The sequence below is a fragment of the Haloferula helveola genome (assembly GCF_037076345.1).
Lineage (GTDB): Bacteria > Verrucomicrobiota > Verrucomicrobiia > Verrucomicrobiales > Akkermansiaceae > Haloferula > Haloferula helveola.
Genome location: NZ_AP024702.1, coordinates 1,528,347 through 1,543,183 on the forward strand (window position 1 = coordinate 1,528,347; position 14,837 = coordinate 1,543,183).

The following is a 14,837-nucleotide window of genomic DNA, read 5'->3' on the forward strand; positions in this document are numbered from 1 at the left end:
CCCGGCTCAAGCCCTCGCAACTACCCCGGAGCAACGTTCGCAGACATCCTCCTTGATCGGCTCGTAGCGGCGGCAGCGCGGGCACATCCCGTGCTCGGACTTCGCGATCTTCACCGAGAACTCCGATCCGGCCGAAACATCGAACTCGGCCACGATGAAGAACTCCTTGGCGAAGTCGGAGTCGTTGAGCAGATCGTAAACCGGCTCGCCCTCCTTCACGACCAGGGTGACCGCCGCCTCGTTGTTCTTCTTGAAAGCCTTGGCCTGAACCCGCTCCTCGATCACCTGCTGAACGTCGCGGCGGATTTCGAGCAGGCGGTTGACCTTCTTCGTCGCATCACCGGAGGCGAAGCTGCCATCGGGCTCGGGGAAGTCCTGCTCGTGCACGCTGCCGTCGGTGAACGGCGCGTACTCCCACGCCTCGTCGGCGGTGAACGCGAGGATCGGCGCCAGCAGACGCGTCAGCGAGCTGAAGATGTCGTACATCGCCGTCTGGCTCGCACGACGCCGCACCGAATTACGAGCATCGCAGTACATCCGGTCCTTGGTCGCGTCGATGTAAACGGCGGACAGGTCGGTGGCGCAGAACTGGTTCAGCTCGTTGAAGACCTTGCGGAACTCGTAGCGATCGTACGCTTTGCGGCATTCCGCGACCACCGAGTGGAGCCTCTCGAGGATCCACTGGTCGAGCAGCGGCATGTGGCTCGCAGCCACCCGGTCCATATCGGGATCGAAGCCGTCGAGGTTGCCGAGCAGGATCCGCAGCGTGTTGCGCAGGCGGCGGTAAGGTTCGGCGACCTGCTTGAACAGGTCCTCACCGAACGGCACCTCGGTCTGCCAGTCCACCGAGCTGACCCACAGGCGCACGATGTCCGAACCGTACTTGTTGTAGAAGTGCGCCGCGTCGATCGGCTTGCCCGCCTTCTCCGCCTCGCTCTTGGAAAGCTTCTTCTTGTCCTTGTCGACGACGAAGCCGTGCGTGAGCACTGTCTTGTAAGGAGCGCTGCCACGATAGGCCACGCTCATCATCAGGGAGCTCTGGAACCAGCCGCGGTGCTGGTCGGTCGCCTCGAGATAAAGATCCGCCGGGGCGCTCAGCTCCGGGTGCTTTTCCAGCACCGCCACATGCGAGCATCCGGAGTCGATCCAGACGTCGAGCGTGTCGCGGCACTTCTTGAGTCCGGCTTTCAGACCGAGGCGCTCGCACAACTCCTCATCCGAAAGTTCGAACCAGACATTGGTGCCTTCCTTCTCGACCAGATCGGCCACCTTGCGGGCGGTGTCGGCGCACAGCACCGCCTTCCCGTCCTCGAAGAACACGGGCAATGGCACGCCCCACGTCCGCTGGCGCGAGATGCACCAGTCGGGCCGGGCCTCGACCGTTCCGTAGATCCGGTTGCGGCCCCACGCGGGGAGCCATTCGGTCTTGTCGATTTCCGTAAGCGCGGTGCGTCGCAGGTCTTCGATCGAAATGAAGAACTGCTCGACCGCGCGGAAGATGATCGGGGTCTTCGAGCGCCAGCAATGCGGGTAGCTGTGCTCGTAGTCCTCGCGCGCCAGCAGCACGCCCTTTTTCTCGAGCAACTCGATGATCCACTCGTTGCTCTTGAAGACATGCTTGCCGACGAGATCGGGCAAGCCGGCTTCCTCGGTGAAGAGTCCGTCGTCATCGACCGGCGAAAGCACGCCCAGTCCGTACTGCTGCCCGGCGACGTAGTCGTCCGCGCCGTGCCCCGGAGCGATGTGTACCGCGCCGGTGCCGGTTTCGGTCGTCACGAACTGGCCGAGGATGATCTTCGACTCGCGCTCGAGGAACGGGTGGTTGGCCGTCAGGTTCTCGAGCTCGCGGCCCTTCAGTTCCTTGAGCGTGTTGACCAGCCGCATGCCGGTCTTCTCGGTCAGGGCCTCGACGAGTTCCTTGACCACGATCAGGATCTCCTTGCGGCCGTTGCCGTCGAACTGGCCCACGACATAGGTGAAGTCCGGATGCACGGCCACGCCGAGGTTCGCCGGCAGCGTCCACGGGGTGGTCGTCCAGATCGCGATCGACGCGTTGCCGATCCCGAGCTTGGCGGCGGCGCTCGGAGTGAGCGCGAACTTCACGTAGATCGACGGGCTGACCTTGTCCTGATACTCGACCTCGGCCTCGGCCAAGGCGGTGTGGGCGCCGTAGCTCCATTGGACCGGCTTCTTCGACTGGTAGACGACCTCGCTTTCGACGAGCTTGGCGAACACGCGCACGATCTCGGCCTCATAGCCGGGCGCCATCGTCAGGTAGGGATTCTCCCAGTCACCGAAGACCCCGAGGCGCTTGAATGAGGCGCGCTGGATATCGATGAACTTCTCCGCAAACTCGGTGCAGCGCCGACGGATCTCGGCGGGCTCGAGCCCCTGGGCCTGCTTGACCACCTTGAACTCGATCGGCAGGCCGTGACAGTCCCAGCCGGGGACAAACGGCGCCTCGTAGCCGGCCATCGTTTTCGACTTCACCACCAGGTCCTTGAGAACCTTGTTGAGCGCGGTGCCCATGTGCACGTCGCCATTGGCGAACGGCGGTCCGTCATGCAGCACGAACCTCGGGGCTCCCGCTTCCTTCCGGCGGTTGATAATTCGCCCGTAAAGACCTTCGGACTCCCATCGGGCGAGTCGTTCCGGCTCGCGCTTGACGAGATCACCCCGCATGGGGAAATCCGTCTGCGGCAGCAGGATCGTGTCTTTGTAGGCGTTGCTCATCAGGGGAAAAGGGCGCGGACGCTAGCAATCCCGCCCCCCCGGGTCAACTGCGGGGGTAGGGCGGGAATTCAGGCCTCGGAGAAGCAAAAAGCACGACCCGTTCCCCAAAACCGCCTGAAGGCGGAACTACGAACCCCACAGGCCGGTTCCAGGGGTTTGTAGTTCCCCGTTTACGGGGTCTGGCGAACGGCTCGTGACCTTCAACCGTCGGAAACACACTCCGCAGCCGCCTTCATACAGCCGCAAAAGTCCGACCCCCTTTTCCCTCTGGCAACCTGTCCCCCCACCCGCTTCCATCATTCCGTGGCCAAGCGACCAGGAGTCTCCCGATTGGATCTTGCGATGGGAATCTGCTTCGTCGCCGTCTTGCTGGTCGTCGCGGGGATCTCGTTCTCAATGCTCAAGCGCCAGAGGAAAGCAGCCAACTTTCAACAGGCCCTGAGCAACACCCGATCGTTCTCGCTCGCGCTGCTCGAGTTTGATCAGGAATTCGGCGCCTACCCCCACGAAGGCACCAAGGCACTGGTCGAGGACGCGACGGGGACCGAACTCGGCCGTTGGAGAGGCACCTCCAACGACTGCTTCCGGCAACTCGTCGCCTACGGGTTCCAATCCGAGGACATTTTCTACGCCATTCATCCCCAAGGCACGCACGAACCCGACAACCTCATCATGCCTATGGCCACCGAGGCGCTGAAGCCGGGCGAGGTCGGCTTCAGCTTCAGCTACGGCCACAGTAGCGCCCATCACCCGGAGATCCCACTCCTCCTCGCCCCGATGCAATCCGGCAGTCACCTCGCGTGGCGGGATACCTACGGCGGAAAAGCGGTCGTCCGACTCATCGACACCTCCGAACTCCCCTGCACCATCAATCGCAAGGGCGAGATCATTCACCCCGATGGCAAGCTGCTCCTCGACCCGGCCCGCCCCTGCTGGAAAGGTCTGCACATCGACATCCGGCATCCCGAATTTCCATGAACCGTCGTTCCTTCCTCCTCACTCTCCCCATCGCCGGCAGCGCGGTTGCGGCGGACGCGAATGCGCCCGATCTCAGCCTCGGAGTTATCGCCGATCCGCAGTATGCCGACAAACCGACCGCCGGAAGCCGCCACTACCGGGCCTCGATCGGCAAACTGAAGCAGTGCGTGAACGAGCTCAACCGCCGACCCCTCAACGCCGTCGTGACCCTCGGCGACTTCATCGACGAGCAATTCGAAAGCTTCGAGCCGATCAACGCCATCTACGCTGACCTCAAGCCGGATCACCTCAAAGTCCCCGGCAACCACGACTTCTCCGTAGCTGCCGAAAAGAAGGGCGAAGTGCTGGGGGCACTCGGTCTTGAGCGGGGCTACTCGTCGTGGGTCATCGGCAGCTACCGCATCGTCCTCCTCGATGGTACCGAGGTCAGCCCCTACCGACCCGAGCACGCCGACACCGCCCGCAAATGGATGGCGCGGCTCCGGAAGGACGGCCGCAAGAACGGCCAACCGTACAACGGCGGCCTGAGCGAAACGCAGTTCGCCTGGCTCGAAAAGGAACTCGAGTCCGCGACGTCGGCGAAGGAACGCGTGATCCTCTGCTGCCACTACCCGGTGCTCCCGGAGGACCCGCACAATCTCTGGAACGACCGCGAAGTGGTCGCGTTGATCGACGACTCCCCCTGCGTCGTGGCGTGGTTCAACGGCCACAACCACAAGGGCAACTACGCCACCCGCAACGGCTGCCACTACGTGAACTTCAAGGGCATGGTCGAAACCGCGGACCGCACCGCCTATGCCATCGTCCGCTGCTACCCGAACCGGATCGAAATCGAGGGTTTCGACAGCGAGCCGGATCGGAAACTCGGCGAATTCAGAAGGTAGGGACGAGCGCCCCGCTCGTCCGTGTTCCGTCAAGGCACCCCGATCCGGCGGACGAGCGAGGCGCTCGTCCCTACGCTATCGGATTGAGGGGATCACGCGCCTCCGCGTCTTTCCCCTTCCCATTCCCGCCACAACCCGAGCCGCTCCCTTTTGATAGGCCACGTCCCCTCCCCACGTCTCTAACCCCCACTTGCCGGGTTCCGGAATCCGGTCACTATGCGTCAACTCCATGAAGCAGGCCTTCCTCTCCATCCTCCTCGTCGCACCGCTCGTCGCCGAGGAACCGCCCGTCGCCGAAGTCTTCAAACTGAACTGCTCCGCCTGCCACGCCGTGGACCAGATGGTCGTCGGTCCCTCGCTGGTCGAGATCGCCGGGATCTACCGCAAGGACGCGGACAAGTTCGTGAAGTGGTGCATCGAACCGCAGCCCAAGCGACCCGGCGCGATCGAGATGCCGTCGATGGCGCACCTCGGCGAGCCGACCCTGCGCAAGCTCTACGACTACATCATGAAGGCGGCGGAGGGGAAAACCGAGCTGAAGAAGACCAAGGGCGACCCCTACAGCCTGCCCCAGGAGCTGGTCCGCCGGCCGCAGGTGCAGCGGATGTTCCTCCCCGACGCCTCGCCCGCCGCGATCGCGGTCGCTCTGCCGGGAGAGCTTTCCTACTGCTTCGACGCCGGTGATTGCCGCCTCCGCTACGTCTGGAAAGGCGGCTTCATCGACGGCTGGCCCTACTGGCGGGCCAACGGCAGCTCGCAGGCCAGCATCGCCGGAGACGTGATCTACACGGAAGCCTCGTTCCCCTTCAGCACGAACGCTTCCAAGGACATCCCCGGTTCCGACTTCCTCGGCTACGCCATCGGCAAGGACGGGCTGCCGACCTTCCGCTACCGCCGGCTCGGGATCGAGTGGACGGAAAAGGTGAACCCGCTATCCGACGGCACAGGAATCGAGCGCAGCTTCACCACCTCCGGATCCGCCGCGCTCAATGTCGCACCGCAAGACGGAGTGGAAATCACCTCGTCCACCGGCAGCCTCAAGATCACTGCCGAACAGGCCAAGTCCTTCACCCTCACCTTCCGTTGGAAATGAAGCGCTCCATTCCGTTCCTCCTGCTCACCGCCGCCATCGCCGGCGCGCAGTCCTTCGACGTCGAACCGATGCCGAACCCTCCCGGCGTCGACCCGCAGATCGGTGGACTCGACGTCCGGCCCGACGGCAAGCTCGCCGCCGCCTTCCACCGCGGCGAAGTCATGATCTTCGACCCGGCGACCAAGAGCTGGTCGCGCTTCGCCGAAGGCCTGCACGAGCCGCTCGGCCTGCTGTGCGAAGGCAACGATTCGGTGTTGGTGATGCAGCGCGCCGAGCTCACCCGGATCAAGGACGTCGACGGCGACGGCTCCGCCGACACCTACGAGACCGTCTTCGATGACTTCGGGATGAGCGGCAACTATCACGAGTTCGCCTTCGGCCCGGCCAGAGGCCCCGACGGCTCACTCTACATCGGCCTCAACGTCGCCTCGAACGGCGCCGGCATCCGCCCCGAAATCCGTGGCGAGTGGTCGGACATCGGCGACGCGACCTTCGAGCAAATGATCCAAGGACCGAACTTCGGAAAGGTCCGCGGCAAGGCCGGCCGGATGTACGCACGCGTCGCCTACCGCGGCTGGATCATCAAACTCTCGCCCGACGGTTCGAAGTGGGAGCCATTTGCCAGCGGCTTCCGTTCGCCGGACGGCATTGGCTTCGATGCCCAAGGGCGCCTGCTGGTCGACGACAACCAAGGCGACTGGCGCGGAACCTCGCCGCTGTATGTGGTCGAGAAGGGCGGCTTTTACGGCCACCCCGCCTCGCTCGTCTGGACCGAGGGTTGGGACAAGGGCGACCCGCGGAAGCTCCCGGTCGAGGAACTCGACGCGATGCGGACCAAGCCGGCGGCGCGCTTTCCCCAAGGCGAACTCGCCAACTCCCCGACCCAGCCGATCGCCATTCCGGACAGCTGGGGACCGTATGGCGGCCAGACCCTGATCGGCGAAATGAACCAACCGTGGCTGGTCCGCTATCTGGCCGACGAGGTCGGCGGTGTCACCCAAGGGTCACTCACGGCGATGTTCAACGACACAGATCTCGGAAAGGGCAACCACCGCCTCGCCTTCTCCAAGGACGGCACGCTGTGGGTCGGAAAGACCCACCTGTCGTGGGCCGGTGCCGAAGGCTTGGTGAAGATCACGCCGAAGGACATCGACAAGGCTTTCGCCGTCACCGCGGTGGAGCTGGAGAAGACCCCGAAAGGCTGTGGATTCCGTGTCTCCTTCAGCCAGCCGATCGGCGAACTCGACGGAATCAAAATGAACCGCTTCGACTACAAGTATCATCAGGCCTACGGATCTCCGAAGGTCGATGAAGCGGCGCTGACTCCGGCCGAAATCGCCAACGGAACCGACAACATCCTGCTCGAACTCACGGCGGAGCAAGCCAAGGAAGGCGCGGTCCACTGCATCGAGTTCTCAGGCGGCACCTCGAAGACCGGCAGCAAGCTTGGCCCGACGAAGCTCTACTACCAAGCGACCAAGCTGCCCTAAACCAAGGCCAACTCGCGGTCCACTTCCACAAGTTACATCCTCCAGATTTCCTTTGCCTCCCCGGCGTCTTGGCGGTTCCACTCCTCCCGGATGCCACCTGTCTCCCCACCCCGCGCCTGGGCGGAAATCGATCTCGCCGCGCTGCGCCACAATCTCGGCGTGGCACGCGAGGTTTCGGGCTGCCGGGTGATGGCGGTGGTGAAGGCCGGGGCTTACGGCCATGGACTTGAGGAAATCGCCCGCGTGCTGGCGGATGAGGATATCGCATTCTTCGGCGTGGCGAATGTCGGCGAGGCGCGGCGTATCTCGAACGCCGGCATCGACACACGGATCTACCTGCTCGGAGCAACATGGTCCGAGGAGCGCGCCGAAATCGTCGACCGCGAGTGGACACCTTGCCTTTCGTCCCTCGACGAAGCGCGGCACTTCTCGGATCTCGCGACCTCCGCGAACAAGCGCCTCAAGTGCCACCTGGCTGTCGATACCGGCATGGGCCGTGGCGGCTTCGTGCCGGAGGAACTGCCCTGCCTGCTCCCTGAACTCGAGGCACTCAAGGGAATCGAGATCGAGGGCGTTGGATCCCACCTTCCATCAGCGGACGAAGACGAAAACTTCACTCGTGAACAGTTCACCCGCTTCGCCGAAATCGTCGCGAAGCTCGGCGGTCGCGATCGCTTCGAATGGATCCACCTCTCCAACAGCGCCGGCCTGCTCGGCTACGACAACTCCCCGTGCAACCTCGTGCGGCCCGGGCTGATGCTCTACGGCATCTCGCCGCTTCCGGGCCACCAGCAGAGGCTCCGCAACGTGATGAGTCTCAAGTCGCGCGTCACGCTGATCCGCGAGCTGCCCGCCGGACACGGCGTTTCCTACGGACGCGAGTTCATCACCGAGCGTCCGACCCGCGTCGCGACCGTCGGCGCCGGCTACGGCGACGGCTATCCGCGCAGCCTTTCCGGGAAAGGAACCGAAGTCGTCATCCAGGACCGCCGTTTTCCACTCCTTGGGCGGGTGACCATGGACCAGATCATGATCGACGTGACGGACACGACGGTCGAGGTCGGCGACGAGGTCGAGCTCTTCGGCCCGGACGTTCGCGTTGACGAACTCGCCGCCAAGGCAGGCACCATCGCGTGGGAAATCCTGACCGGGATCACACCGCGCGTGACGCGGGTCCACCGGAGTTAGCGGCAGCTGGGACCGCGCGAGCCCACTCGCGCATCGGATTCGCCGGAGGTCCGCGAAACCCGCCAACCCCTCACGCGCCGGACGGCAGGTCCGATGCGCCATAGCCACGGGACTCGCCGGTCTCGTCCGACCAGAGGAAAAACACCGGCGCCACCGGAACTTTCGGCTCCGGAGCAGGCTCCGGACGGGCCTGCATCGCAATCCCGTTCCAACGCCACGTATCGGCCGGAACGCCCGGTTTACCGGGGTTCTGGCGAGGTGACTGACGGGATTTGCTAGGCATGGATCAGCATTCTACCACGTTTACAGCGAGACCACCCCTTGAAGTTTCTTTATATTTACTTTTCATGTCCCTTCCGGTGTCCCGCATCGTCCGGATCACCTTGTCGAGCGACACGAAATGCTCGCCATCCCCGCTCATCGCGAGCCGTGCGGCATTGATCGCCTTCACCGAGCCCATCGCGTTGCGCTCGATGCACGGGATCTGGACCAGACCGCCGATCGGGTCGCAGGTCAGCCCGAGGTTGTGCTCCATTCCGACCTCCGCCGCGTTTTCGCACTGCGAGGGCGTCCCTCCGAGATACTCGACGAGCCCCGCCGCCGCCATCGAACAGGCGACACCGACCTCCCCCTGGCAGCCTGCCTCGGCGCCCGAGATCGACGCGTTGCGTTTGTAGAGCATTCCGATCGCCGCCGCCGTGAGCAGGAACCGGTGGATGCCGTCCGGGTGCTGTGAATGCTTGAACCGGTCCGCGTAGTGCATGACTGCCGGCAGGATGCCCGCGGCACCGTTGGTCGGCGCGGTCACTACCCGACCTCCGGCGGCATTCTCTTCGTTAACTGCAAGAGCGTAGAGATTCACCCAGTCGAGAATCGTCAGCGGATCCGCCAGCGCGGTCTCGGAGTTACTACGAAGCTTCTCGTAGATCGTGCGGGCGCGACGTTTCACATGCAGGCCGCCGGGCAGCATGCCCTCGCTCTCGCAGCCGCGCTTCACGCAGTCCTGCATCGCCTGCCAGATCCGGTCCAGCGCGGCACGGGTCTCGGCCTCCGGCCGGAAAGCCGACTCATTCGCAAGCACTAGCTCGCTGATGCTCAGGCCACTTTCCCGGCAACGCTCGAGCAACTCCGCTGCGGAACCGAAGGGATGCGGAACCTCGGTCTCGACCGTGACACCGGCCTTGATCTCTTCCTCGGTCAGCACGAAACCACCGCCGACGGAGTAGAAGATCTGTTCGGCCACCGGCTGGTCGGCCGCGTCGAGCGCCACCAGATGCATGCCGTTCGGGTGTAGTGGCAGCGGCTTCAGACGCTTGAAGCTGAGGTCCCGCTTTTCATCGAAGACAATCTCGCAACCTCCGGGAAGGCACAGACTCTTCTCTTCCGAGATCTTGCCGAGCATGGCCGGCACCGCATCGACATCGACGGTTTCCGGATCCTCACCGATCAGCCCGAGAATGATCGCCTTGTCGGTGCCGTGGCCCTTGCCGGTCGAGGCGAGCGATCCGTAGAGGTCGCACTTCACCCTCGCCACGCCGGCGCCCGCGGGCAGTCCGCGCACGAACAGGCAGGCGGCCCTCATGGGGCCGACCGTGTGGGACGACGAAGGTCCGATGCCGATCGTGAATAGCTCCAGCGCCGAGATCATTCAGCGCGCATCCCAGAACGACCCGTGCCATTCTGTCAATTGGTCGCTGGGATTGTGCCGTTTCAGTAGCCACCGGGGCGCCCTACTCGTCCAATTCGGCGAAAATCATCACGCCATTGGCCGTCTGCAGGGTGCTGATGACCCGCACATCACAGGTGGAGCCGATCCTGTCGACCGCATGGTTGACCACGATCATGGTGCCGTCGGTCAGGTAGCCGACGCCCTGATGCTCGTCCTTCCCGCCGCGCACCAGCGGCAGGCGGATCTTGTCCCCGACGACCACCGTCGGCCGCAATGCATCCTGCAGGTCGTTCAGGTTGAGGACATCGACGCTCCGCAGCTTCGCCACCTTGCTCAGACTGTCGTCGGTCGTCATCAACCGGGCGCCCAGGAGCTGCGCGGTCTGCAGCAAACGTCCGTGCATCGTCTCGTCGCCGGAGACCCCGGAGGCGTCCTCGATCGAAACCAGGATGTCCTTCGACTCCTGCATCTTCTCCAACAGGTCGAGGCCCCGCTGCGCCCGCTGGCGGTTGGCCTGCGAAGGTGACTCGGCAAGCACCTGCAGTTCATCGAGCACGAAGCGCGGGACGATCAAGCGGACGGTGAGGAAGCCGGCGCGCACCACCCCGGGAACCCGCCCGTCCATGATCGACTCGCCATCGAGCACCACCGGCTGACCGGTGCTGCCGTCCTGACGGAAACGTACATAAGGCAGGATGAAGGCGAAGTCGTCGCGACTGCTGCGCAGAGCCAGCACCGCTCCAAGGAACCCGAGGCTGGCGTAGAGCAACGAACTGACCGCGAGCGAGATGGTCACGGCCACGTCCGGGCCGGACACGATCGCGCCGCTGTCCATTTCGAAGTTCCGATTGAGCGCGGAGGCGAGCACATCCGAGAAGCCGACCCGGGTCAGCAGGAACGCGCAGAACAATCCGACCAGCAGGCCGAAGGTGGCGGTCGAGAATCCGCGCAGCGTGAAGCCCTTGATCAGCGTTTCGACAAAGATGAAGAAGCCGGCGATCAGCAGGCCTCCGAGCAGCCCGGCCCACATCGGGATTTCCCAGCCCGGGTTGCCGCGGGTGCTGAAGGCGAGGACGAGTCCGGCCGCCTCGCAGACCAGCAGGTAAACGAGCCGCGCGATGTTGACCGATGCCGGGGTGCTCATGTGCGGTCCCCAATCTCCCCCTTCCGGTTAGGTCGCGGCAAGCAAAAGACTCGGCCGCAACCGGCCCAATCCACGGCATTTTCCGCCAACTCGGGCAATTCCCGGCATCGTGCGTGCGTATGAGCCGCGATGCGATTGCTTCTGCCCCTCTGCCTCACGGCGCTCGCCACCGCCGCTCCCGAACTGCCGGAGCGCGACGAATCTTGGAAGCTCGTCTGGTCGGCAGAGTTCGATGACGACGGCCCGCCCGACCCGGAGGTGTGGGAATACGAGCGCGGGTTCATGCGCAATCACGAGCTGCAATGGTACCAACCGGGCAACGTTTCGTGCCGCGACGGCCTGCTCGTGATCGAGGCCCGCCGGGAGGACGTGAAGAACCCGAACTTCCGCGAAGGCTCGAGGAATTGGAAGCAGTCGCGCTGGAAGGCGCGCTACACCTCCGGATCGATCATCACCAAGCCGGACGTCGACTTCAAATACGGCCGCTTCGAGATCCGCGCCCGCTTCCCGGCGCTCGACGGTCTCTGGCCGGCGATCTGGACGACCGGTCACGGCCCGTGGCCGGCCAGCGGCGAGATCGACATCATGGAATACTACCGGGGGATGATCCTCGCCAACACCGTCCACGCCGATGCGAGAGGCAAAGACAAGTGGTTCGACTCCAAGCACCCGATCTCGAAGTTCGATTCGGATACGTGGAACGACAAGTTTCACGACTGGGTGATGATCTGGGATGAAGAGAAGATCGCGATCTACCTCGACGGCAAGTTGCTCAACCGGGTCGAACTGTCGAAGACCTTCAACGGCAGCGGCGACCGCAGGAATCCCTTTCGCGCTCCGCACCGCCTGCGTCTGAATCTCGCGGTCGGGGGCAACGGCGGCGACCCCTCGAAGACCGAGTTCCCCCAGCGCTACGAGGTCGACTACGTCCGGATCTACCGCCAGCCCTGATGCCGCAGGCTCCGGCCTGCCGGAGCTGAAAACATCGACCGCCATGGAGCCTGAGCCGCCCGCCCGATCCGAAGTTCCTGATGTCGCGCGCAAGCTCAACGCAGGAGAGCAGTTCCTGATGTGGGCCGGGGTGCTCATGCCCGGGCTCCTCGCTCCGTGGGCGCTCATCCTCGCCATCGGAATGAGCTACGGTTCCGGCAACGAAGCTGTCTCCATCCTGATCGTGCTCGCATGGCTCGCGATCCTCGTCGGTTGCTGCTTCCTCTGTGGCTGGATTCAGGCCGTGAAATACGGTGCCCCAAACCTGAAGCGGCAGGCGTGGGTCAACACCTCCCTGTTCTTTGTCGGACAAGTCGTCCTCTCTCCGCTTGTCGGTTTCGGCAGCTGCGCCATCATCATGAATCTCAACGCCTGATCATGCGAGTCCTCCTCTTCACCCTCCTCACCCTCGCGGTCGCTTCCGCGCGCCCGAACCTCCTGTTCATCACTGTCGATGACATGAACTGCGACTCGGTCGGTGCCTTCGGCTGCAAGGTCGAGGGAATGACTCCGAACATCGACCGTCTGGCGAGCGAGGGCATGGCCTTCGACCGCGGGCACGTGACCATCGCGATCTGCCAGCCGACCCGCGCCGTTTGGATGACCGGCCGCTATCCGCACCGCTCCGGGGCACTGGGTTTCGACAAAATCAACCCCGGTGTCCCATGCCTACCGGAGGCTCTGCAGAAGGGTGGCTACTACACCGCGATCTTCGCCAAGGAGGCGCATGTGGTCCCGTCACGCCACGCCGCTTTCGACAAGATCGTCCCGCAGAAGGCGCTCAGCCACGGCCGCAGCATCGAGGGTTTCCGCGAGGCCACGCGCGAGGCCATCAAGGCGGCGACGGAGGCCGACAAGCCGTTCTTCATCATGGCCAACGCGGCCGACCCTCACCGGCCTTTCGCCGGCGCCAAGGGTGACCCCTACAAGAACGTCCCCTACCCGCGTGCCTTCAAGCCGGACGAGATTCCGGTCCCCGGCTTCCTGCCTGATCTCCCCGAGATCCGCACCGAACTCGCGACCTACTACCAGTCGGTCCACCGCGCCGATGCGGTCGTTGGCGGGATCCTCGACGAGTTGGAGAAGAGCGGCCAGGCCGACAACACGCTGGTCATGTTCATGAGCGACCACGGGATGCCTCTACCCTACGCCAAGACCAACTGCTACTACTGGTCAACCGTCACGCCATGGATCGTCCGCTGGCCCGGCAAGGTGGAGAAGGCCACGCGCGACGCGAAGCATTTCGTCGCCGGCATCGACGTGGCTCCCACCTTCCTCGACGCCGCCGGCCTGCCCCAGATGGACGGCTGCGACGGGCGCAGCATCCTGCCGCTGCTGAAGGGCGAAGACCAAGCGGACCGCAACCGCGTGTTCACGATGATGAACGCGCCGTTCTCCCGCATTCCCTACCCGATGCGGGCCGTGAACGACGGCAAGTTCCTCTACATCTGGAACGGCTGGGCGGACGGCGAGAAGAAGTTCCGCAACGAGTCGATGTCGGGCCTCACGTTCAACGCGATGAAGACGTCCGAAGATCCCGCCGTTCAGAAACGCGCCGAATTTTATCTGCACCGATGCCGTGAGGAGCTCTACGACCTCAAGAAGGACCCCGCCTGCCTGAACAACCTCATCGCCGAACCCAACGACGATTGGACGCCGCGCGCCGGCGCCATGGCCAAAGCAATGTGGCACTGGATGAAGGACACCGAGGACCCCCAGCGGGAATTGTTCACCGAGCAGGTGAAGCCTGCGCTGGACTGACCCGCTAGCGCGTCACTTCGGTACCGATGCCGTAGTCGGTGAAGATCTCCAGCAGCAGCGCGTGCGGCAGGCGGCCGTCGACAAAGTGGACCTTCCGCACGCCGGCATTCAGCGCGTCCATCGCGCTGCGGATCTTTGGAATCATCCCGCCGGAAATGGTGCCGTCCTGAAGCAGGGCATCGGCCTGCTCGCGGTTCACCGACTTGATCAGGGTGGAGGGATCGGACGGATCCCTCATCAAGCCGGGCACGTCGGAAAGGAACACCAGTTTGGTGACACGCAGCTCCTTGGCCAGCGCCGCGGCCGCGAGGTCGGCGTTGATGTTGAGCGGCCGGCCGGTCGAGAGCTCGGACGCCAGCGGTGAAATCACCGGCACGATCTGCGCCTTGTGGGCCGAGTCGAGGTAGCCCGGCTGACAGCCGACGACTTCGCCCACCCGGCCGATATCGACCGGGTTGCCGGCCTCATCCTTGACCTTCATCTTTTCGCCGAGAAACACGTCGGTCCCGGGAATCCCGGTCGCCTTGCCGCCGAACTCGCGGATCATCTGGACCAGGCCCGGATTGATCTCGTTCGAGAGCACCTTCTCGACGATCGAGATCGCCTCGTCGGTCGTCCGGCGGAAGCCACCGACGAACTCGGCCTCAAGCCCGGCTTCCTTCATCGCCGCCGAGATTGCCTTGCCACCGCCGTGCACCACGATCGGGTTGATGCCCGCCACCTCGAGGAAAACGATGTCGCGCATCACCTTCTTGACCAGCTCCGGGTCCTCCATGGCGGAACCCCCCATCTTGATCAGGAAGGTCTTGCCGCGGAAGGACTGCAAGTACGGCAGGGCTTCGATCAGGGCTTCGGCTTTGTCGATGGTGTGCTGCAGGCTCATCGTCTCGGGAGGCCGGACCCTAGA

13 protein-coding genes are annotated in these 14,837 nt (G+C 64.1%); 8 read left to right on the forward strand and 5 right to left on the reverse strand.

Annotated elements, in window-relative coordinates; translation table 11 throughout:
* Window positions 1-6: 6 nt before the first annotated feature.
* On the reverse strand, window positions 7-2,733 hold the full coding sequence (gene ileS / locus HAHE_RS05395; RefSeq protein WP_338689219.1) for an isoleucine--tRNA ligase: 2,727 nt from the start codon (window positions 2,731-2,733) through the stop codon (window positions 7-9).
* A gap of 303 nt (window positions 2,734-3,036) precedes the next feature.
* Here ileS and HAHE_RS05400 point away from each other — a divergent pair, with 303 nt between their 5' ends.
* The 5 genes from HAHE_RS05400 (at window position 3,037) to alr (ending at window position 8,366) form a co-directional block, all read left to right on the forward strand.
* Window positions 3,037-3,711, forward strand: a complete 675-nt coding sequence (locus HAHE_RS05400) for a hypothetical protein (protein WP_338689221.1) — start codon at window positions 3,037-3,039, stop codon at window positions 3,709-3,711.
* Complete coding sequence (locus HAHE_RS05405; RefSeq protein ID WP_338689222.1) at window positions 3,708-4,595, forward strand: metallophosphoesterase; 888 nt, start codon at window positions 3,708-3,710, stop codon at window positions 4,593-4,595. The genes HAHE_RS05400 and HAHE_RS05405 overlap by 4 nt, the downstream gene beginning before the upstream one ends.
* 229 nt (window positions 4,596-4,824) lie before the next feature.
* Window positions 4,825-5,688 (forward strand): hypothetical protein, encoded by an 864-nt coding sequence (locus HAHE_RS05410; RefSeq protein WP_338689223.1) that lies wholly within the window; start codon window positions 4,825-4,827, stop codon window positions 5,686-5,688.
* Window positions 5,685-7,178, forward strand: coding sequence for a DUF7133 domain-containing protein (locus tag HAHE_RS05415; protein ID WP_338689225.1), 1,494 nt, complete (start codon window positions 5,685-5,687; stop codon window positions 7,176-7,178). The genes HAHE_RS05410 and HAHE_RS05415 overlap by 4 nt, the downstream gene beginning before the upstream one ends.
* A 90-nt stretch (window positions 7,179-7,268) precedes the next feature.
* A complete protein-coding gene (alr, locus tag HAHE_RS05420; protein ID WP_338689227.1) occupies window positions 7,269-8,366 on the forward strand; it encodes an alanine racemase in 1,098 nt (365 codons plus the stop codon).
* Between the two features lie 70 nt (window positions 8,367-8,436).
* Here the strand turns inward: alr and HAHE_RS05425 are convergent, their stop codons facing one another.
* The 3 genes from HAHE_RS05425 to HAHE_RS05435 all read right to left on the reverse strand — a co-directional run bounded on the left by HAHE_RS05425 (window position 8,437) and on the right by HAHE_RS05435 (window position 11,179).
* Window positions 8,437-8,649 (reverse strand): hypothetical protein, encoded by a 213-nt coding sequence (locus tag HAHE_RS05425; protein WP_338689229.1) that lies wholly within the window; start codon window positions 8,647-8,649, stop codon window positions 8,437-8,439.
* Between the two features lie 3 nt (window positions 8,650-8,652).
* The gene (locus HAHE_RS05430) at window positions 8,653-10,014 is read right to left on the reverse strand and encodes an L-serine ammonia-lyase (RefSeq protein WP_338689230.1); all 1,362 of its coding nucleotides are present in this window, start codon (window positions 10,012-10,014) and stop codon (window positions 8,653-8,655) included.
* 82 nt (window positions 10,015-10,096) lie between these two features.
* Window positions 10,097-11,179 carry a hypothetical protein gene (locus HAHE_RS05435; protein ID WP_338689231.1) on the reverse strand — a complete coding sequence of 361 codons (1,083 nt, stop codon included), beginning with the start codon at window positions 11,177-11,179 and terminating at the stop codon, window positions 10,097-10,099.
* Window positions 11,180-11,308: 129 nt separating this feature from the next.
* Between HAHE_RS05435 and HAHE_RS05440 the strand changes: the two genes are divergently transcribed.
* From HAHE_RS05440 to HAHE_RS05450, 3 genes are read left to right on the forward strand one after another with little or no spacing between them, the layout of a single operon-like run.
* Window positions 11,309-12,130 (forward strand): glycoside hydrolase family 16 protein, encoded by an 822-nt coding sequence (locus HAHE_RS05440; protein ID WP_338689233.1) that lies wholly within the window; start codon window positions 11,309-11,311, stop codon window positions 12,128-12,130.
* Window positions 12,131-12,173: 43 nt separating this feature from the next.
* Window positions 12,174-12,545, forward strand: coding sequence for a hypothetical protein (locus tag HAHE_RS05445; protein ID WP_338689235.1), 372 nt, complete (start codon window positions 12,174-12,176; stop codon window positions 12,543-12,545).
* A 2-nt stretch (window positions 12,546-12,547) separates the two neighbouring features.
* Window positions 12,548-13,930, forward strand: a complete 1,383-nt coding sequence (locus HAHE_RS05450; RefSeq protein WP_338689237.1) for a sulfatase — start codon at window positions 12,548-12,550, stop codon at window positions 13,928-13,930.
* Between the two features lie 4 nt (window positions 13,931-13,934).
* Here the strand turns inward: HAHE_RS05450 and argB are convergent, their stop codons facing one another.
* Entirely contained in the window at window positions 13,935-14,813 is an 879-nt protein-coding gene (argB, locus tag HAHE_RS05455; protein ID WP_338689239.1) for an acetylglutamate kinase, read from the reverse strand.
* Between the last annotated feature and the right edge of the window lie 24 nt (window positions 14,814-14,837).

Bases quoted from the DNA above. Each gene is read 5' to 3' on its own strand.
- HAHE_RS05435 (WP_338689231.1), bottom strand. From the start codon at position 11,179: ATGAGCACCCCGGCATCGGTCAACATCGCGCGGCTCGTTTACCTGCTG.
- HAHE_RS05430 (WP_338689230.1), bottom strand. From the start codon at position 10,014: ATGATCTCGGCGCTGGAGCTATTCACGATCGGCATCGGACCTTCGTCG.
- HAHE_RS05425 (WP_338689229.1), bottom strand. From the start codon at position 8,649: ATGCCTAGCAAATCCCGTCAGTCACCTCGCCAGAACCCCGGTAAACCG.
- ileS (WP_338689219.1), bottom strand. From the start codon at position 2,733: ATGAGCAACGCCTACAAAGACACGATCCTGCTGCCGCAGACGGATTTC.
- HAHE_RS05450 (WP_338689237.1), top strand. From the start codon at position 12,548: ATGCGAGTCCTCCTCTTCACCCTCCTCACCCTCGCGGTCGCTTCCGCG.
- HAHE_RS05415 (WP_338689225.1), top strand. From the start codon at position 5,685: ATGAAGCGCTCCATTCCGTTCCTCCTGCTCACCGCCGCCATCGCCGGC.
- HAHE_RS05445 (WP_338689235.1), top strand. From the start codon at position 12,174: ATGGAGCCTGAGCCGCCCGCCCGATCCGAAGTTCCTGATGTCGCGCGC.
- HAHE_RS05405 (WP_338689222.1), top strand. From the start codon at position 3,708: ATGAACCGTCGTTCCTTCCTCCTCACTCTCCCCATCGCCGGCAGCGCG.
- HAHE_RS05410 (WP_338689223.1), top strand. From the start codon at position 4,825: ATGAAGCAGGCCTTCCTCTCCATCCTCCTCGTCGCACCGCTCGTCGCC.
- HAHE_RS05440 (WP_338689233.1), top strand. From the start codon at position 11,309: ATGCGATTGCTTCTGCCCCTCTGCCTCACGGCGCTCGCCACCGCCGCT.
- argB (WP_338689239.1), bottom strand. From the start codon at position 14,813: ATGAGCCTGCAGCACACCATCGACAAAGCCGAAGCCCTGATCGAAGCC.
- alr (WP_338689227.1), top strand. From the start codon at position 7,269: ATGCCACCTGTCTCCCCACCCCGCGCCTGGGCGGAAATCGATCTCGCC.